19 protein-coding genes are annotated in these 19,892 nt (G+C 37.1%); 8 read left to right on the top strand and 11 right to left on the bottom strand.

Annotated elements, in window-relative coordinates:
• The first annotated feature begins 8 nt into the window (after positions 1-8).
• Positions 9-2,423, top strand: a complete 2,415-nt coding sequence (locus F948_RS03020) for a DNA internalization-related competence protein ComEC/Rec2 (protein ID WP_004959841.1) — start codon at positions 9-11, stop codon at positions 2,421-2,423.
• Between the two features lie 7 nt (positions 2,424-2,430).
• Here the strand turns inward: F948_RS03020 and F948_RS03015 are convergent, their stop codons facing one another.
• On the bottom strand, positions 2,431-3,375 hold the full coding sequence (locus tag F948_RS03015; RefSeq protein ID WP_004959839.1) for a lysophospholipid acyltransferase family protein: 945 nt from the start codon (positions 3,373-3,375) through the stop codon (positions 2,431-2,433).
• A gap of 138 nt (positions 3,376-3,513) precedes the next feature.
• On the opposite strand from F948_RS03015, the gene sppA reads away from it, so the two are divergent.
• Both sppA and F948_RS03005 read left to right on the top strand, forming a co-directional pair.
• On the top strand, positions 3,514-4,536 hold the full coding sequence (sppA, locus tag F948_RS03010; RefSeq protein WP_004913625.1) for a signal peptide peptidase SppA: 1,023 nt from the start codon (positions 3,514-3,516) through the stop codon (positions 4,534-4,536).
• A 174-nt stretch (positions 4,537-4,710) separates the two neighbouring features.
• Positions 4,711-5,502, top strand: coding sequence for an alpha/beta fold hydrolase (locus F948_RS03005; RefSeq protein ID WP_004959836.1), 792 nt, complete (start codon positions 4,711-4,713; stop codon positions 5,500-5,502).
• Between the two features lie 50 nt (positions 5,503-5,552).
• Here the strand turns inward: F948_RS03005 and purN are convergent, their stop codons facing one another.
• Positions 5,553-6,182 carry a phosphoribosylglycinamide formyltransferase gene (purN, locus tag F948_RS03000; protein WP_171057540.1) on the bottom strand — a complete coding sequence of 210 codons (630 nt, stop codon included), beginning with the start codon at positions 6,180-6,182 and terminating at the stop codon, positions 5,553-5,555.
• Positions 6,179-7,249 (bottom strand): phosphoribosylformylglycinamidine cyclo-ligase, encoded by a 1,071-nt coding sequence (gene purM, locus F948_RS02995; protein ID WP_004959833.1) that lies wholly within the window; start codon positions 7,247-7,249, stop codon positions 6,179-6,181. Before purM ends, purN begins: the two co-directional genes overlap by 4 nt.
• Before the next feature lie 133 nt (positions 7,250-7,382).
• Between purM and cxpE the strand changes: the two genes are divergently transcribed.
• From cxpE to F948_RS02975, 4 genes are all read left to right on the top strand, one after another.
• Positions 7,383-8,576 (top strand): chloramphenicol efflux transporter CxpE, encoded by a 1,194-nt coding sequence (cxpE, locus tag F948_RS02990; RefSeq protein ID WP_004913612.1) that lies wholly within the window; start codon positions 7,383-7,385, stop codon positions 8,574-8,576.
• 20 nt (positions 8,577-8,596) lie between these two features.
• On the top strand, positions 8,597-9,295 hold the full coding sequence (locus F948_RS02985) for a DnaA ATPase domain-containing protein (RefSeq protein WP_004913609.1): 699 nt from the start codon (positions 8,597-8,599) through the stop codon (positions 9,293-9,295).
• Between the two features lie 112 nt (positions 9,296-9,407).
• Complete coding sequence (gene rbtA / locus F948_RS02980; RefSeq protein ID WP_004959830.1) at positions 9,408-11,288, top strand: rhombotarget A; 1,881 nt, start codon at positions 9,408-9,410, stop codon at positions 11,286-11,288.
• 18 nt (positions 11,289-11,306) lie between these two features.
• Entirely contained in the window at positions 11,307-13,763 is a 2,457-nt protein-coding gene (locus F948_RS02975; RefSeq protein ID WP_004959828.1) for a CSLREA domain-containing protein, read from the top strand.
• A 52-nt stretch (positions 13,764-13,815) separates the two neighbouring features.
• On the opposite strand, the gene F948_RS02970 is transcribed toward F948_RS02975, so the two are convergent.
• From F948_RS02970 to F948_RS02950, 5 genes are all read right to left on the bottom strand, one after another.
• A complete protein-coding gene (locus tag F948_RS02970; protein WP_004959826.1) occupies positions 13,816-14,205 on the bottom strand; it encodes a DUF3106 domain-containing protein in 390 nt (129 codons plus the stop codon).
• The gene (locus F948_RS02965) at positions 14,195-14,518 is read right to left on the bottom strand and encodes a hypothetical protein (RefSeq protein WP_004959825.1); all 324 of its coding nucleotides are present in this window, start codon (positions 14,516-14,518) and stop codon (positions 14,195-14,197) included. The genes F948_RS02970 and F948_RS02965 overlap by 11 nt, the downstream gene beginning before the upstream one ends.
• Complete coding sequence (locus F948_RS02960) at positions 14,511-15,122, bottom strand: RNA polymerase sigma factor (protein WP_004959823.1); 612 nt, start codon at positions 15,120-15,122, stop codon at positions 14,511-14,513. The genes F948_RS02965 and F948_RS02960 overlap by 8 nt, the downstream gene beginning before the upstream one ends.
• A gap of 146 nt (positions 15,123-15,268) precedes the next feature.
• A complete protein-coding gene (locus F948_RS02955; RefSeq protein ID WP_004959822.1) occupies positions 15,269-16,045 on the bottom strand; it encodes a TrmH family RNA methyltransferase in 777 nt (258 codons plus the stop codon).
• Between the two features lie 57 nt (positions 16,046-16,102).
• Positions 16,103-17,074, bottom strand: coding sequence for a class 1 fructose-bisphosphatase (locus F948_RS02950; RefSeq protein WP_004952973.1), 972 nt, complete (start codon positions 17,072-17,074; stop codon positions 16,103-16,105).
• Positions 17,075-17,250: 176 nt separating this feature from the next.
• On the opposite strand from F948_RS02950, the gene F948_RS02945 reads away from it, so the two are divergent.
• Complete coding sequence (locus F948_RS02945) at positions 17,251-17,445, top strand: NF038105 family protein (protein WP_004913584.1); 195 nt, start codon at positions 17,251-17,253, stop codon at positions 17,443-17,445.
• A gap of 44 nt (positions 17,446-17,489) precedes the next feature.
• Here the strand turns inward: F948_RS02945 and pal are convergent, their stop codons facing one another.
• The 3 genes from pal to F948_RS02930 form a co-directional block, all read right to left on the bottom strand.
• Complete coding sequence (gene pal, locus F948_RS02940; RefSeq protein WP_004952979.1) at positions 17,490-18,056, bottom strand: peptidoglycan-associated lipoprotein Pal; 567 nt, start codon at positions 18,054-18,056, stop codon at positions 17,490-17,492.
• 22 nt (positions 18,057-18,078) lie between these two features.
• Positions 18,079-19,362: a Tol-Pal system beta propeller repeat protein TolB gene (tolB, locus tag F948_RS02935; RefSeq protein ID WP_004959819.1), complete on the bottom strand. Its 1,284-nt coding sequence runs from the start codon at positions 19,360-19,362 to the stop codon at positions 18,079-18,081.
• A gap of 98 nt (positions 19,363-19,460) precedes the next feature.
• Positions 19,461-19,892 (bottom strand): cell envelope integrity TolA family protein (locus F948_RS02930; protein WP_004959815.1); only part of this gene is annotated, 432 nt, incomplete at its 5' end.

The raw sequence follows: 19,892 nt of genomic DNA, 5'->3' as shown, positions 1-19,892 counted from the left end.
ATAAATATATGTTGAAAATTATATTGATTGGCTGGATTGTGGGTATTTCAGCTATGGGGCGTGATTTTGAAATCATTAATTCCACTTGGTGGATTTGGTGCTGTATTGCGACTCTTCTATTTATTTTTTATAAAATAAAAAATAAAGGACATTCCCCATTTTACAAGTCACTGTTATTGATCACTGCGATTTGGGCAATGTTTTGCACGGGGTATCACTATGCAGATCAAGCTCTAGAAAAAAGACTTGAATTACGCGAGTTAAAATCGCAACCATTTGAGGCTGTTGTTTATATTCGAAAAATAAATGAACTCACTGAAGAGGGTGTTAAACAGCAAGCTGTAGTTTTAAATCGACATGATCAAGTAGTGAATTGGTTGATGTACATAAAGGAGAAGGATCATCAGCCAGAAGCTTTTGTATTGGGGCGCTATTATCGAGTTTACGGAACAATCAAACCCGCACACAGTTATGCCGTTCAAGGTGTTTTTGATCAAGAAAAATGGTTCTTACAACAAAATTTAATGTCAGCATTTTTAGTCGAACAAATCGTACCTTTAAGCCAAGATGAGGTGTATAGGCTTGGTCATTTGCAATACTTGAAGGAGCAAGACCATTTTTTTGAGAAAATCGGTCTTAAGATTGAAATAATGCGATTTGAATTTAGGCAAATGCTTGCTCATTCAAACTTACAACACAAAGGATTGTTGCTTGCGTTGCTTACAGGTGATGAAAGTTTATTAGCTAAAGATTTGAAGAAAAAATTTCAGCAACTTGGGATTTCACATTTATTGGCGATCTCAGGTCCTCATGTGCTGATTTTTGCAATCATGTTGACATGGGGATTGCAAAGAGTTTTACAGCATTATTTTCCAAACTTATATCTATGGCAACCTCGTCAGATTATTTTGGCTTTTCCATTTTTATTTAGTGTCATGGTTTACGTGGCTTTCGTTGGATTTGAAATTCCAGCTTTAAGGACGTTGTTGACGGTCGCTTTGGCAAGTTTTTTCGTTATCACAAGGCAAGCGATTCAGCCTTTTCAGTTACTAATTTATAGCGCGTGTTTATTTCTCATCTATGATCCATTTAGTATCTTGTCGGCTGCCTTTTGGCTATCTTACGGTGCATGTTTCATCCTATTGAGAATTTATCAAACGATTAGCACTCTACCAAAAGACAGAATAAAAAATAGAACTGAGGATATAAAGTTTGCAATCAAAATTTTGATCGAATCACAATGGAAAATCTTTATCGCCTTAATGCCCTTAGTTATCATTTTTTTCCAACAAATTGCTTGGATTGCGCCACTCAGTAATCTGATTGCTATCCCGATATTAAGCATGTTGGTTGTACCTTTAGATATTTTTGCTGCATGTGTTTGGCTAATTTTTCCTTCATTAGGTCTAGTTTTATTCACCCTCAATAATATGTTGTTAAGCATACTAATCGGATTATTAGATGTTTTGATGTCACTCACACCTGATTTACAAGGTATTAGTTATATCCCATTGTCGTTATTTGCTTTGAGTGTCGGAATTTTTATTTTATTTATGCCGAAAGGAACGATACCAAAATCTTGGGGTTTAGTATGTTTCTTACCTATTTTATTCGGTGTAAAACAGCAAAAGACTATGCTAACCATTTTAGATGTGGGGCAGGGACAATCTGTATTTTTACAACAAGCTCAGCATAACCTAATGATAGATACTGGTGGTTCATATAATGAAGAGATGTTCAGTTTAGGTGAGCGAGTCATTGTTCCATTTCTTCGACAGCAGGGCATCGAAAAATTAGATCAAATGATTTTATCGCATCTCGATCAAGACCATAGTGGTGCTTTTCCATATATTGAGCAAGTCCTCGAGATCACAAAGGTTTATGCAAATGAGAAAAATGAAAAATTGCCATTTAAAGATAATTTTTCTTTTTGTCATCAAGGTCAAAAATGGAATTTAGCTCAAGCTCAGGTTGAGATTCTATCTCCAAAAATGGAGGAGCTGAGTTATGTTCAAAATCAACAAAATGAATATTCATGTGTTGTGTATATTGAGTTTGAACATGCCAAACCGTATCGCAAATTCTTAATTATGGGGGATGCAGGTTGGGAAACAGAATATAAGCTATTACAGCAATATCCAGACTTAGAAGTAGATGTCATTCTTTTGGGGCATCATGGAAGCAAACATAGTTCAGCTTATGATTTTTTAGCAAGAATTAAACCTAAATTGGCAATCGCTTCCGCAGGTTTTGAAAATCGTTATGGTCATCCGAGTATTGAATTACAGCAAAGATTGCGAACATTAAATATTCCATTGTTGACGACCAGCCAAAACGGATCGATCTCCTTTGAAATCAATCATGCAAATACCGTAATTTCCATGTACAGACAACAACGTAAATGGTTAACTCGGTTGCAATAAAAGTGATTTATTTTTGATTTTGCAATCTAACTTCAGCGACCCTAGCTAAGGCCTCTTGCTCGTCAATATCATAAATTTTCTTTAAACTTTTGTTGGCACTAAATCGTTTGTAACTCCAATGGTAATGACTTGGATAGCGCCGAATAAGTTGCTCTAAAGCCTGATGAATAATTAGTGTTCCTTGCTCAGCATTGCCTTCATAAATATGTGGATTGATTGGTTCAACAAACATATCAAATCCATCTTGATCATTTCTCATCGCATAGATCAGGAGTGCTTTGGCTTTTGTTTTTTGGATTAATTTTGCGCTTAGACTACTAGATGCTAGTGGAATCCCAAAGTAATCAATCATATCACCACCTTGATCAGGTGTGTGGTCAGGTAAAATAGCTGTTGTTCCGCCTTGTTTTAATGCTTTAAAAATTTGTCGTACACCACTTTCATCTGTTGGCACGAGGTTAGCTTGTTCACGACTTCTGGCATCACGGACAAACTGATCTGCATCTGGGTTTTTAACTGGCTTATACAATATCGTCATTTGAGTATAATGAGATAACCAAGAATTCATCACTTCCCACGTTCCGAAGTGGGGTATGACGAGCACAAGTCCTTTTTTTTCTGCTAAAGCATCGTGAAAGTACTGTTCACCAGTGATGCTATGTATACGCTGAATGTTTTTCTGATTACTTGAACCCCAAATACTTAAAAATTCAAAATAAGACGTGAGCTCATTGCGAATTGCTTCTTTAGAGAGTATCTGTAACTCATGATCATTCAGTTCAGGAAATGCTATTTTTATGTTTAAACGAATAATTTTGGAAATTTTAGATAATTGAAATCTGTTAAATAACCCAGCCAATATGAGTGCAAAAAACCGTCCTAGTTGGATTGGTTGTTTACTGAATAGTTTGATCAGTTTGTAGTTTGAACTAGTTGCTTGAGGCTGGGTCATTGATTTGAGGTAGTTAGAATTACATGAAAAGAGTATAACGCACAAAATAATTATAAGTTAAAACAAGTTATTTAAACAGTTTTCAGTAAATCAGCGTATATAATAAAACCACTTTAAAATCTATTGGATTGGAATCTTATGTCCGATTGGCCACCGAAACCACAAAACGAACCAACACATAGTAATAATGTGACAGGCAAAGAATGGCAAATCTTGGAAAAAGCTGTTTTAGCATCTGTAGAAGAACAGCGCCGTAGTCGTCGTTGGAGTATCTTTTTTAAATGTTTAGGTTTTGCTTATTTGTTGATTGTTTTAATTGCAATGAGTAAAAGCTGCTCGACTACAACTGAAAAAGCAACCACGAGTATCAGTAGTGATCACTTAGCAGTGGTCGATATTATCGGAACGATTGATTCATCAAGCAGTCAATCTGCTGTGAATAGTGAAGATACAAATAAAGCATTAAAGCGCGCATTTGAAGCAAGTGGCAGTAAGGCAATTGCTTTGAATATCAACTCTCCTGGTGGTTCACCAGTTCAGTCAGACGAAATTTGGCAAGAAATTCGCTATTTGAAAAAGCAATATCCTGCTAAAAAAGTTTATGCAGTGATTGGAGACATGGGCGCTTCAGGTGCTTATTATATTGCATCTGCAGCTGATGAAATTATTGTTAATCCATCGAGTTTAGTTGGTTCAATTGGTGTAATTATGCCAAATTATGGCTTAAGCGGTTTAACTCAAAAATTAGGTATTGAGGATCGCACGCTTACATCTGGTAATAATAAAGATATTTTGAGCATGACAAAGCCGATCAATCCAACTCAACAAGCACATGTTCAGTCGGTTTTGGATAATGTTCATAGTCACTTTATTAACGCTGTTAAAGAAGGTCGTGGTAAGCGTTTGAAATCTAATGACCCTGCGATCTTCTCTGGTTTATTCTGGAGTGGTGAGCAAGCGATTGCCTTAGGTGTGGCGGATCGTAGTGGTAGTTTGACGACTTTGATGAGAGATTTGAAGGTTGAGCAAAAAGTTGATTACACTGTTCAGCATAATCCGCTTGAGTCAATTTTAGGTCGAATGGGTACAAAAATTGGTGAGGGGATTAGCTCATCATTGGCAACTCAATTAGACACACAACAAAACGCAAAACTACAATAATATTGTCTGACTTATCACTAAGTTTTCTTTGTCATAAAGGAAACTTAGTGATTCTTGATCTTAATTTTCTCACCATTTTACTTTCTATAAATTACTCTGTAGTTCTCCCTTTTAAATTGTAATGATCTTTGAACGGGAGATAATTGATCAATCGATAAATTTGAAGACGAATCTATGAAACCTTTAATTCATTTCGCTCATGCGAACGGTGTGCCTTCAAAAGTTTACCAAAAGCTGTTTGATGATTTGAAAAGTGATTATGACATTATCTATGTACCTGAAATAGGAACAGACAAACGTTATCCGATTACCCATGGTTGGACATATCTCGTTGATCAAGTTATAGATAGTATTGTTCAGCAATCAAAAGGTCGTAAGGTGATCGGTTTAGGGCACTCTTTAGGTTCTGTATTGACTTTGATGGCTGCGTATCGTCGTCCTGAATTATTTTCCCAAGTGATTATGCTAGACCCACCTTTAATTATAGGTAAAGCATCTTTTGTATTTCATCTTGCAAAGCTCTTTAAACCCAAATTAGTCGACAAAATTACGCCTGCAGGTTTATCAGTACGTCGTAGAGATCACTGGGAATCTCGTGAGCAAGCCGCAGAGCTATTGAGAAATAAAGGATTCTATCAACATTTTGATCCTGATTGTTTTCAGGCATATATTGACTATGCATTAGCAGATGATCCACGAAAAGGTGGGGTAACACTTACGATACCTAAAGATGATGAAGTTGAATTGTTTAGGACAACGCCTTCAATGTGGTGGTTACCTATGCCGAAGCCTAAAGTGCCTGTTCATTTAGTGGTTGGAAGTGACAGTGTATTTTTAAAAGAGAAGTTTCCTCAGGTTGCAAAGAAGAAATTAGGCATTCCTTTTTCAATCGTAGAGGGTGGGCACATGTTCCCACTGGAACATCCGACAGAAACAGTGATGAAAATTAAAAATCTAATTCGTTAAGACTCTGTAATACGACATAAAAAACACATCCGAGGATGTGTTTTTTGATTCTAGAATTGCGCGAACTGAATTGGTTGTTCCAAAGGTTTCTGATTGAAAAATGCCTGACCATCTCTCCAAGTCAGTTGACCATTACATAGCCATTCTGCAACTTGAGGATAAATAAAATGCTCAAGTTTGTGCACACGCTGAGCAAGTGTTTCAACCGTGTCGTTAAGATGAACTTCTATCGCAGATTGAGCAATGCTTTGACCTGCATCAAGTTCTGCTGTAACAAAATGAACCGTACAACCATGAAAGCGATCACCTGTATTCAAAACACGTTGGTGTGTATTGACTCCCTTATAGTAAGGAAGAAGGGAGGGGTGAATATTTAACATTTTACCTTGCCATTGGCTGACAAAACTTGGTGTTAAAATTCGCATAAAACCAGCAAGAATAACTAAATCAATTTGCCATGCTAATAGTTGTTGATGCATGGCTTCATCAAAACTTTCTCTATTTGGAAAGTCTTTGTGTGAGACGACAGCAGTAGCAATATTGGCTTGTTTAGCACGTTCCAAAGCATATGCATCAGCTTTATTTGAAAGTACACCAATGATTTGCCCTGAAAGATTTGCATCAATCAGGGCTTGTAAGTTGCTACCATTGCCAGAGACAAGTACCGCAATTCTCATTATGCAAAGATCACGCGAATTTTTTCGTCTGCGCCTTCAACTGATTCAGCATTTTCTTGGATATGACCAATTTTCCATGCTGTTTCACCTTGCGAGTTAAGTACTTCGATTGTTTTATCAGCATCATCAGCATCAACAGCGATGACCATACCAACACCACAGTTGAATGTACGATACATTTCGAAGCGTTCAACATTGCCTTCGCGTTGTAATAGTTGGAAAAGTTCTGGCCAATTCCAGCTTGATTCGTTGATTACTGCTTGAGCACCATTAGGAAGTACGCGAGGTAAGTTACCAGGTAAGCCACCACCAGTAATATGAGCCATTGCATGGACATCAACTTGCTTGCAAAGTTCAAGAACAGGTTTTACATAAATACGAGTTGGTTCCATTGCTACATCTGCAAGTGGACGACCATCAACGATTTGTGTCAAATCAACATTTTTAACATCTAAAATTTTGCGAAGTAATGAATAACCATTTGAGTGAGCACCACTTGATGCAACACCGATCAGTACATCACCAGACTTTACTTTAGTACCGTCAATGATTTTACTTTGCTCAACAACACCTACTGCAAAGCCAGCAAGATCATAATCTTCGCCTTCGTACATACCAGGCATTTCAGCAGTTTCACCACCAACCAATGCACAACCAGCTAATTCACAACCTTTACCAATACCTGTTACTACATTTGCTGCAACATCAACATTTAAGTGACCTGTAGCGTAATAATCTAGGAAGAATAATGGCTCTGCACCACACACGAGTAGATCGTTTACGCACATTGCGACTAGGTCTTGACCAATTGTGTCATGACGATTTAAGTTAAGCGCTAAACGTAATTTAGTGCCTACGCCATCGGTGCCAGACACCAATACAGGCTCTTCATAACCTTTTGGAATTTTACATAACGCACCAAAACCGCCAAGTCCGCCCATAACTTCAGGACGTGTGGTACGTTTAGCGACTGATTTGATACGATCGACCAGTGCGTCGCCCGCTTCAATGTCGACGCCCGCATCTTTATAGCTTAAACCAGTATTTGAGGTAGAAGTTGAGTTGCTCATAGTGAAGTCTCCGCATTGGCGGCAGATTATAACCTGAATATACGAAACTCTTATGTTATTTATGCTCGAAAATGCTATCTTTATTAAAATTTTTTTCTATTTATAACGATTACACAAAAAAAGGCTGGATTTTATGCAAGATCAGGTATTGCGCCGTATCTTTATCCTCGCTGGGCTCGCATTGCTCCTCTGGGTCTTATATCTGTTGAAACCTGTTGTTTTACCTTTTGTAGGTGCATTCTTTATTGCATATTTGTTCAGCCCACTCGTCGATACACTTGTCAAATTTAGATTGCCTCGCTGGTTAGCGATCAGTTTAGTGTTCGTTGGAATTGGTGTTCTGTTAACAGTTGTTTTATGGTTTTTAGCGCCTTTAGTTTGGGAGCAGCTGATTTATGCAAGAGATAGCATACCAGCTGGAATTCATTGGATAAATGCAACATTCTTACCATGGGTATCTCATACATTTAATGTGGTACCTATGGAAATAGATACTGAGCAATTGTCTAAAGCCGTTATGGATTATATTCAGACTAACTATAGTGCAGATAGCATTCAAACTATGGCATTACGCGTAGCGCAGTCAGGTCTTAATTTTATTCAACTCGGTGGTATCGTAATCCTTATTCCAATTATTGCATTTTACTTTTTGCTTGATTGGGAAAGAATGTTAGATAGTTTACGTCGCCTTATTCCAAGACCTTATGAAGCTTCTACTTTAACGATTGTTCGTGAATGTCATAGCGTTCTTGGAGCATTTGTTAAAGGGCAATTTCTTGTAATGCTGTTATTAGGAATTGTTTATGCGGTTGGATTGCAACTGATTGGATTAGAAGTTGGTTTGATTATCGGTATGGTCGCTGGTCTTGCAAGTATTATTCCATACCTAGGCTTTGGTGTTGGAATTATCGCAGCCGTTATTGCAACATTATTCCAGTTTGGTATTGATTGGATGCAACTATTATTAGTTGGTGTTGTCTTTATGATTGGTCAAATGGTAGAGGGCTATATTCTGCAACCATTCCTGTTGGGGGATAAAATTGGTCTATCGCCTGTTGCAGTTGTTTTTGCTGTCTTAGCGGGAGCTCAATTAGGTGGTTTTCTCGGAATGTTGATTGCATTACCTGTTGCAGCGGTTATTGTCGTTTTACTTAAGCATGCCCGTAATAATTATGAGCGAAGTCGTTTATATGGATTACCTTCAGAATTCGTTCTCGAAGTGAGTAATGATCAACCAGTACATTTTGAAACGCAGCAATTAGATATTGATCTTGAGGGAGAAAAAACTCAAGATACAGATACATCTAATAAGACTCACCCTGATTAATCGAGGAAAAAATTAACGATATGCGTCAACTACAACTGGATATTGAACCTCAGCTTGATGCCCGAATTAGTGATTTTTCGGGTCCAGGATGGGGACCTATCGTTGACGCAATTAGACAATTACATACAGGGTTGGTCAGTAGATTTTATGTTTATGGAGGTGCAGGGACAGGTAAAAGCCATCTCTTATCTGCGATATGTGATTCCTATCTTGAACTAAATCGTCCAGCCATTAAAGTATCGTTATTAGAGCTATTAGATGCACCTATTGAAGCGATCACGTCATTAGAATTTTATGATTTAGTAGCTTTAGATGATGTTGATGCGATTTGTGGAGTTCCGCATTGGCAAAAAGCAGTCTTTCATTTGATGAATAACCATGAAGGTCAGTTAGTTTTTTCATCACGAGTTGCACCAATCGAATTAAAATTAGAATTACCAGACCTACAATCTCGATTAACTCAAGCTGTCAGTGTTAAAGTCCCTAATGGCAGCTCTTTTATCGATAGACAAGCCTTATTGCAATCTGTAATGAATCGGCGAGGGATTCATTTTGACCAGCAGATCGTAGATTACTTACTGAATAATGGACCTCATCAGGCCTCAGTGTTATTACAAACATTGGCGCAACTTGAAAAAATGCTGAAAGGTGAAAAAACTAAGCTCTCGAATACAACACTCAAGCAAATTTACGCACTTATTGATGAATATCGCCAATAGCATAAAATTTCTTGAGTAATTTTGAGAGCTATGACAAAGTACGCACAAAGGAATGTGGTTGCAAATAGTCATTTGCAATACGAAGAAAAATGAAAAATAGAAGGAGAACGGTATGTTCAAGCGGACGCTTGCCTGTGCTTTATTTGCAATTACTGGACATGTATATGCAGCAGATATTCAAGTCACTACACTAGTTGATGAAGATAAGGATGATACCGTTTGTTCATTACGTGAAGCAGTTTTTTTCCTAAATAATCGCGCCAAAAAAGAATATGAAAATGGTTACCATGGTTGTGGTAATAAAGATGCGAGTTCTATTATTCTATTACAGCGTGATAAAGAATATTCATTAAATACGTCGCTTGAGTTGAAAGTAGGAATGACGATTACTACAGCAACTAGTGGTGATTTTAATGATAATAAAAAGGGTGCGAATAACGCGACACTAAAAATGGTGGGAAGTGATCGAATCTTCTTTATTAATGATGGAAGTGTAGAAAAAGAATTAATTTTAGTTAATTTAAATGAATTAAATTTAAAAGGATCAGCGACTAAGTTAAATGATGGTGGTCTGATCTATAATCGAGAAGCATTAAATATTCAGTACTCTCGCTTAACTTCTGGTAACGCAACACGGGGTGGCGGGATATATAATGCTGGTATTTTATCTGATACTGAAAAAACGGCAGGTATCGTACGAATTGGTAACAGTATTTTAGAAGGGAATAAAGCTGATAAAGGTGCTGTTATTTACAGTGAAATGCCGCGTTATTTAGTCTTTCAGTCAGTCATTCGAGATAATCAAGGTACTTCAGCTATAGATGGAGCTATATTATTCGTTCAAACTGGTTTTAGAGATGAAACTACTGGTGTAGCATTACAAAGTCGATTTGCTGGCATAAATAATACGACAATATTCCAGAATAAAGGTGGGTATGTTGCAAATATCCGTGAAGGAATGATTGTTAATAATATAACAATGATTAAAAACGCTGCTGGATTATATTTGCAAGCACCCAAATGGACCTCCAAGACAACAACTGGGGAGACAACTACAGAAGAAAAATTTCCAAGTGCATTTGTATCAAATAGTATAATTGTTGATAACGGTACTACAAATTGTGTTACATCATCCGATGATGAGTCAGTCGTTCAAAGTACGCTGACAACATCAGACTGTAATTTACATGCACCTGCTGAACGACCAAATTTTATGTGGGATAAAAATAATCTAAAGCATAAATTAATTGCGGGTGACAGTGTTGAAAAAGATATATGTGATGCACCTCCTGCAGATGGTCTACTATGTCCATTTACAACTCCCAAAGATCAATTGGTTGGTTTCTTTAAACCAAGGTTATTGTCATCATATTCAACTCTATCTGATTCATTAATTGTGAATAAGGGGCGGATTTACAGTGATGGTAGTTCTATTGGTTTGGCAAGTTGTGAGTTAATCGATCAGCGTGGTAAAAATAGAAGCGGATATGACGAGCTTTGTGATCTAGGTGCAATAGAGCTTGTAATTAACAGATCAGAAGTTCCAATTGCTGGTCAAGACATTCTTTATGGTCAGATTGCTAAATTTAATATAAGTGAAAGCCTATTAGATGGAGAACTATTAGATTCTGCATCTTGTGAGCGTATATTAGGAAAACGTTCTGATGGTCAAACTTGGCAGCCAGGATGCCTTGAAGTGCAACAGACATTAAAACCATCCAAAGGTAAACTTACAATTGATCAATTTGGTAATGTTGTTTATACACCAAATAGCAATTGGCATGGTGCTGACAAATTTAACTTACGTATTATTACAACAACAACACGTTTTAACGATGTATCAAATTATTACATCACCATTCCCACAACGATCGTTCAAGATCCACCAAATAATTTTGAAAGTAAAACAGTAAATGTTTCAGGTGGTAGTTTGGGATTAACATCAATTTTAATGTTATTAGGATTAATTGGTTTCCGAAGATTTAAAGCTTGATAAAGGGATTTGATTGAGATGAAAAATTATAAAAAAGGAATTTTAGCAACCATGATCGTTGCAACGATGCCATTATTCGCTGCGACAAGCAATGATGTTATTAAAGTTAATACGTTCGTTGACGAAGATGGTGAGAACAATAACGCATGTTCATTGCGTGAAGCTCTAAAAGCTGCTGAGATTAGGAGAAACTATGGTGGCTGTACAGTATCTGATATTTCATCTGCTACTAGAAAAGAAATTCAGTTAGAAGCTGGTACTTATGTATTGAAGAAAGAACTGGCACCGAATGTTAATGTTGTGATTTATGGTGCATTACCTGTTGATTGGGAGAAGAGAAGTCTAATTACTAATCAGTATCCTGCGCAGACTGAGAATAAGACCATTATTGATGGGAATAATTCTTCGCGTATTTTTAATACAACAATTGGTTCAAAAGCCCTTACTCTGAACAATATAACTCTTAAAAATGCACGAACAAATGATCGTGGTGGTGCGATTTATGCTGGTGCTGATATTGCTTTGCAAAATGTTCGCATTTTAGCGTCACAAGCGGGTATTTCAGGTGGTGCAATTTTTCTTGCTGGGCCTACTACAGGTTTATCTATATCAAACGCAGTAATTCGGAATAATCAATCCCCAGTTGGTAGTGTATTGGGAATGAGTTGTTTTAATGATAACGTCTACTCGCAACGAAAAATTGATATATCGTCAAGCAGTATAATTCAAAATGGATCAACAAGTTCTGTAAGTATATTTGATTTCTGTGGCGAACCTACTGTCAATTTAAGCACAAATACAATTGCACAAAATATTAGTAATTCTACAAATGGTACTGTGCTGAAGTTTACAGGAGACACAAAAGCAGGCAATACGACTAATAACACATCTAGTATTTTAAGTAATGCTAGTAGCCTTGAATTAACGAGTAACACAATTGTTGAAAACCAAGCCAATACTATTTTTTTATACGATAAACTTGGTCTGAAATTATTAAGTTTTAATATTCTATCTCATAATATCAGTAGTTATGCTTGCCGTTATTTACTTGGTCCTGCATCAGAGGAAAAATCAGCCCAAATATTCCTAGATTACAATGCACTTACACTAACTGGATCAAATACATGCGATTTGCCTAAAGAAGTGATACCAGAGGGAAAACATACAAACTTAGATATAAGTAATATCACTAATTTGCGAACATTATTAAGTAGTTTGCAACCTGCATCTGAAAGTACGGCATTTATGCCACTGTATTATCCAAATAATAATAAAACGACAACAGATCTAGTGGATGTGAGTGCAGCTGAAAGTGATAACTGTGGACCTAAAGATCAAAGAGGAATCGCACGTATTGTTGATGGTACTTTGTTCTATGATCCTAATGCTCGCAATAGTTGTGATATTGGTTCTGTTGAATTAATGAAATTAACGGCTGGTGATTTAGAGGATTTATCGAATACCTCTATCAAACAAATAATTGATGGTTACAAGGCGCAAATTGAGAGATATGAATTTCTAATCAAAAATCCAGATGATCCTCTATTGCTTACTTCTGATAAGTATAATTTAGAAAAATTTAAAAAATTAGATGAAAATCTAAATAAAAATTTACATTATCGGGCAATTTATATCGATTTAAGTCGATATCAACTACCAATACCTCAAGAGATTGTGCTGAGTGATGGTAGTCACAGAATACAATTTTTTAATAACGAGAATTATATTGTCACAACAGAAGTTTTGGGAACGGGCCAGATTAATGACTCGATTACGAATATCGATGAGGGTGATAAACCAAACATAGTCTGTGAGTGGAATAGTAATCTTGAGCAAATTATTCTTTATAGAAAAGATGATAGCATCACTCAAGCTGGTGATAAGATTTTCTGTAAATATACGATTCAATCGAGAACTGATTCTAGTATTAAATCCTCAGGTTTGATCAAAGCGGCATTCGTCAATGTGGCTCCTGAGGCTAAAAATACATCTGTGACACTAAAATATCAACAGAATCAAACTGTTTCATTAGATTTATTAAAATTATCTAATGATTTTGGTGATACTGGTGAGGGTGGTAAAGGTCCTGATAATGAACCGAATAAACCTCAATTCTGGAGAAATGCTGATGGGATTGAATTACCAATACGATTGTCTAATGTTCCAACTAAAAATTTAGTTGTGACTGCTGATCGCCAAGGTGCATGTCCAGAACCTGATCAAAAAGAAACATGTTACGGTGGTAATATTTATATTAAAGAATCTAATACATTCAACCCATTTAACTATTCATTCAATTATCAGGTATATGATGCTGATGGTGCTATTTCTAATACTGCTACAGTAAGTGTTATTAGTACAGCAACGACTACTGATGATACGCGTAATGCAAGTAACAATGGTGGCGGGAGTATTGGAGTGTTTTCAATATTTGGTTTAATGGGTTTATTAGCTTACCGTCGTTTTAGAAAATAGAAGATAAAAAATAGCGCCTTAGGGCGCTATTTTTAATTTATTAAAATAATTTTTAATGTTCTGCATATTTGCTTAGATATTCTTCTCTGATAGATACGCGCTCTTCAATACTGGCATTCTGCATTCTTTTACGCAGAGTATTGCGTTCTTGAGTATTCATTTTTTGCCATACATCACGCATTTTTTGCTTTTCTTCTTCAGGTAGCTGCGTAAACCATTCCATACGCTGTTGTAGTTGCGTGCTTTGGTTGGTTGGTATTTCTTTTAATGTTTGATAGCGTTTAATTAAGAGTTGCTGCTCTTCAGGTGATAGATCTTCCCACGTTTCTTCTGTTGTCGGTTTATTTGGTTTTGAAAAAACCCAAAAACGTTCTGAACTTGCAAAACTTGTTTGCAATAAGCCTAACGTACACACAACAAGTGCTAACTTTTTAGCTGCCATGTGGAATTCGATCCTCGCCAAACGCCATTAACATTTCCATATCTTCGACCATTTGTGGTGAAAGTTTTGGATTTACGATTACTTGATTTTGTGGCTTATCTGCTAAATCTATTGAGTTTGGTAAAACTACAATACCTGTAATTGCAGCGGCCAAAGCAAAACCAGTCATTTTCCAAATACTGTAGTAAGATGTCGGTTTCTTTTGGACCGTATCTAAAACATGATTCATAACCAGCATTTTATTATGATGCTGTTCTTTTGCTAGTTGGTCTAGTTTGGAAGTCACTTGTTTGGTGAACTCATCTTTATTCATCTGATGAACCTCCCGAATGTGGATTTAAATGCTCTAAAGCGATTCTGAGTCCTTGTATTGCACGGTGATAGTGGGTTTTTACACTACCTTCGCTACAATTCATGATTTGAGCTGTAGTGATCGTGTCAAATCCTTCCCATGCTCTTAACATGAATGCTTGTTGTTGACGAACAGATAATTTATGAATTGCATCCTGAATTTCTTCCATTGTTACTTCTTGATTTAGAAATTCGAATGGATTGGGTGTTGATTCATCAACTACATCAATTAGTTCTTCGTCATCATCTATACTAATTTTTTTAAACAAAGAGAAAGGGCTTGCTCTGCGTGCTTCTTTCCGTCTCCAGTCTTGTAATTTATTGTTTAGAATGGTGTAAAACAGGGGATACCATTCATCCACTGTTTTATCTGAATATGATTTGTGCAATGAGATAAATGCTTCTTGCACTAAATCCATAGCAATGCCTTGTTGACCTTGTGTTGCACTTTCCATCATTACAAGCGCACGACCTGTAACGTCTTGCATAAAAAAGCGAAGACGTTGTTCAACAGTACCTGTATGTGTACCGCTATCGGTTTGAGCCTGTTTAGGTGCTAAATCCATAGAGATGGAAAATCCTGTCATGGATACCCACCATTATTATCTATATAACGTTGAAAATGGTGAATGCGTTGACAACTTAAGCAATTATTTTAGCAGTGTAATTGATTTTTTCCGCAAATAAAGCGCATTTAAAGTAAATTAACGTTTTATTGACGTTGGCGGACCATTTCAAAAAAGCAGATTGATCCAGCAATCGCTACATTTAGAGATTCTTGACCACCAGGTTGTGGGATAGTGACAGCTTCTGCATGCTCAAGTGCATAATCAGATACACCTTGACCTTCATTTCCTAAGATCCAGACACAGGCTTGAGTTAAATCTTTTGAATAAAGGCTTGTTGATCGGTGTGAGCTAGTTACAAAAACAGGGATTTCAAATTTTGGAAGAATGTCGGTTAACTGAAAATTTTCAAAACAGTGAACACTGAAGTGAGCGCCCATACCTGCACGCAACACACGTGGAGACCAAAGAGATGCTGAACCTTGGGTGCAAATGATTTGTTTTATATTCGCCGCGGCTGCTGAACGAAGCAATGTCCCTACATTTCCAGGATCTTGAACATTTTCTAATATTAAAGTATCTGCTTTGAAATCGATAGTTTGCGAGGTTTTTGGAAGATCAACAATCGCTAAGCAAGGTAGGGTAGTCCCTAATGTACTCAAATCTTTGTAAAGTACTTCACTTATGATGAAAATATGACCTTGATGTATTTCAATAATTTCTTGCAGCTCAGGATGATCCAAAGCTTGCTCAGTTGTAAATAAAGAAAAGATTTTTCTTTGTTGTTGTAACCAAGATAAACAGAGATGTGTACCTTCTAGAACAGTTTGTTGATGTTTTTTTCGAGCACTATTTAACTCGATTAAACCACGCAAATGTTTGATTTTTGCATTGTCTTTTGATTCTAGAAAGATAACAGCCATAAATAAATTGTCCAAAAGAGCATCATAAGTCTATGATGCTCTGGGTTTTAAAAGAGATTAATGATAGCTAGTTACAAGTTCAACTTCATTTTTCGAACCAATGATAACAGGTACACGTTGATGTAACTCAGTTGGTTGAATATCCATGATGCGAACACGACCTGTCGTTGAAGCTCCGCCCGCTTGTTCAATTAACATGCTCATAGGATTCGCTTCATACATTAAACGTAAACGACCTGCTTTTTTAGGATCTTTTAAATCGTAAGGATATAAGAAGATACCACCGCGGCATAAAATGCGATGAATATCTCCAACCATACATGCAACCCAACGCATGTTAAAATCTTTTTCACGTACAGATGTTTTTCCAGCTAAAAGTTCATCAATATAACGTTTTACAGGATTTTCCCAATGACGTTGATTTGATGCATTAATTGCAAACTCTTGAGTGTCTGAAGAAACTTGTACGTTCTCTGTCGTTAATAAATATGTTTGTGTATTTGGATCTAAAGTAAAGAACACAACACCAGCACCAACTGTTAGAGCCAACATGGTTGATGGTCCGTAAAGTACATAGCCTGCAGCGACTTGTTCTGTACCTGCTTGCATAAAGTCAGCAGATTGAGTTACCGCATTTTTTGCAGGTAAAATCGAGAAAATTGTACCCACACACATATTGATATCAATATTGCTTGAACCATCTAAAGGATCAAAAAGTACGAGATATTTACCGTTTTCTTGTGCTGGCGTGAAATCATCTAATTCTTCAGAAGCTAAGCCACCGACTTGTGGGTGTGACTTCAAAGCATCGATTAAATAATCATTTGAAATCACATCTAATTTCTTTTGTGTTTCACCCTGCACATTTTCATTTTCAGCACTACCTAATATTCCTGCTAGAGCACCTTTTTGAAGTGCTTGATCAATTGTCTTACAAGTGTTTGCAATCGTTTCGATGACTTGTGCCAACTCAGGTGTCAAATTCCCATGTTGTTGTTCTAAGTATTGGGATAAGGTCTGGTTTGACATATTAAATAGCTCCAATTTAGCCGAGTCAAAAGTTGATAAAAATATTTTCGCTATTCTAGATGAGAACGACCCAAAATAAAAATTATCTTACTTTATTTATGTTGCTTTTATGATTACAAGAACCAGATTACATGCTATGTTGATTGCATACTAAACAGGAGGTTTGGAGAACAACGATGACAACCAAAAATTTTGATGCAACTCCCACGCCAAGCGAACCGATTAGTTTAGAACAAATTTCTAAAGAAAATGTCAAAGATGCTTGGAAAGAGTATGAAGCAAAACCTGAGTATAAAGAGTTTAATAAACATGATTTGATTGAGTCTATGCAATCAGATCATGATAATCAGCAGACTTCGCGAAATGATTAAGAAATAAAAAAGCTCACTGTTAGTGAGCTTTTTTATTTGTAAGTTTATTTCAATAATGGTGGGACAGCTTCGTAGTTAATTTCAACGCGACGATTTTCTTTCCAAGCCGCTTCATCATGTCCAGTATTGACTGGTGCCTCTTTACCGTAGCTTACTGCTTCGAGTTGCTGTGGATTCACACCATTGGTGATCAAGAAACTCTCAACTGCTTTTGCACGACGTTCACCTAAAGCCATGTTGTATTCACGAGTACCACGCTCATCAGTATGGCCTGTAAGTGCAACTTTAGAATTTGCATTTGCGACTAAGAACTGTGCATGAGCTTGAAGTGTTTGATAGTCTTCATTTGATAGGTCACTGCTGTCATAGTCGAAGTGAACAACACGTTTAGCCAAGAATGCTTTATTTGCCGCGGTAACACCTTTGGAAGACGCACCTGCAAGATTTTGTGCATTCAATGCAGCATCTTCACTCAATCCTGTTGTATTTACTGTTGTGGAACCATTTGGTGTATTGCCTGTGGTAATCTCAGCAGCAGGTTTTCGGCTTGCACATCCAGTAAATACAAGTGTTGCCGCGATTAAAGGAAGTGTAAGATATTTAATATTCATGAAGTTCTCCAATTAATAAAATTTATTTCGGTGCCCAAGCTGGTTCGCGCACTTCACCTTGCTCACTTGGTAAATTCATACGGAAACGACCATCAGTAGACATGATTGATAAAAGACCTCGACTACCTTCACGAGTTGCGTATACAACCATTTGCCCATTAGGTGAGAAGCTTGGTGATTCGTCTAAGCTTGTTGGTGTCAAAATATTGGTAATACCTGTATTGATATCTTGTAACGCAACTTTATAACTACTTCCGCTAGGGCGGTGTACTAAAGCAATCTTTTTACCATCAGCACTCAGCGTACCACGTGCATTAAATGCACCTTTAAAGGTTAAACGTTTAACTGAGCCATCTTCAAAACTATAACGATAAATTTGTGGTGAGCCACCACGATCAGATGTAAAGATAAATGATTTACCATCAGGAGCGTAACGAGCTTCTGTATCAATCGCAGAGTCTGTAGTCATACGTTTTACTTGACGAGTATTCAGATTCATTTGATAAATTTCTGGATTACCATGCATCGATGCTGTAAATAACATCGATTGTCCATCTGGTGAGAAGCTTGGTGCACCATTAAGCCCTTTAAAACTTGCTAGAACTTCGCGTTGACCTGTTGCTAAGTCTTGTAGATAAATAGCAGGACGCTTGGTTTCAAAAGAAACATAAGCAATTTTCTTAGCATCAGGTGTCCAAGTGGGTGATAGGATTGGATCACGGGAAGAAAGTACAGTTTTAGGTTGTTCACCATCAGTATCCGCGATTTGTAATGTGTAACGTTGGGCAGGTGTGTCGGGATTGCGTAATACATACGCAATACGTCCACTAAAGTCACCTGCAATTCCAGTCAATGCTTGATAAATTGCATCACTGATCATATGTCCAGCTTGGCGAATACGCGAATTTGGTACTGTTAACACTTCATTCAAAAGGTATTGTTGTTTTTGAACATCATAAAGTTGGTAGTGAACTTCAAAAGAATTTGCATTTATTGATTTAATTTGCCCGACAACGACGTAAGGTACGCCAGCATTTTGCCAATCACTTGCTTGAATTTGATTTAATGATGCCGATGCAGGTAAGTTTCTAGATGCACTTGTAAAACGACCTGAGCGATTTAAATCATTTTCAACAATTGGATAAATGGCATTGTCATTGGTAAAGGGAATGATTGCAATTTTAGGCGCTTGTTCTGGTGCTTTTGCAATTTCTAAATGTAATTGTGCAAATGCTGTTCCTGAAACAACAGTACTAAGTGCAGTAAAAACTGCTAGGGCGAGGAGGGATTTACGAGTCTTGTCCATAGTTACAATTACTTGAGTTCGTATTTTGTGGCTGTTGATTATTTAACATAGTTACATGCTTTGTGCTATTAAAAGCATGTAACGTTAACTATTCATTACTATTTTGCTGTAAAACTAGAAGTAAAACTTCTCGCTTCGCGACGTGCATCCGGATCATCAGGCATTGGATACGGTGCAGCTGCGCGTACTGCGGCCTCAACACTTGCTTTTACATCAGGATCATTCGCATTAACAATCACAGATAAGACTGCACCACTATCACTTAATGTAACACGTGCAGTGGCTTTTTGACCCGTACTACCAGTAGGAACATTCCAAGCACGTTCGATTTTGTTTGTGAAATCACGCTTAGCTGTCGAGGCAATTTTTTTAGCTTCAGCTTTTTTCTGAGCAGCTTCTTGTTCTGCTTTTTTTGCAGAGGCGGCTTTAGCTTCTTCTGCCTCAGCTTTTGCTTTCGCATCTGCTTCGGCTTTACGTTTGGCGTCCGCATCGGCTTTTGCTTTGGCATCTGCTTCGGCTTTACGTTTGGC

Source organism: Acinetobacter junii CIP 64.5 (genome assembly GCF_000368765.1).
In the GTDB taxonomy this organism is placed as follows: domain Bacteria; phylum Pseudomonadota; class Gammaproteobacteria; order Pseudomonadales; family Moraxellaceae; genus Acinetobacter; species Acinetobacter junii.
Note: the sequence above shows the minus strand (reverse complement) of the source record. Positions and strands in the feature narration are given on the sequence as shown.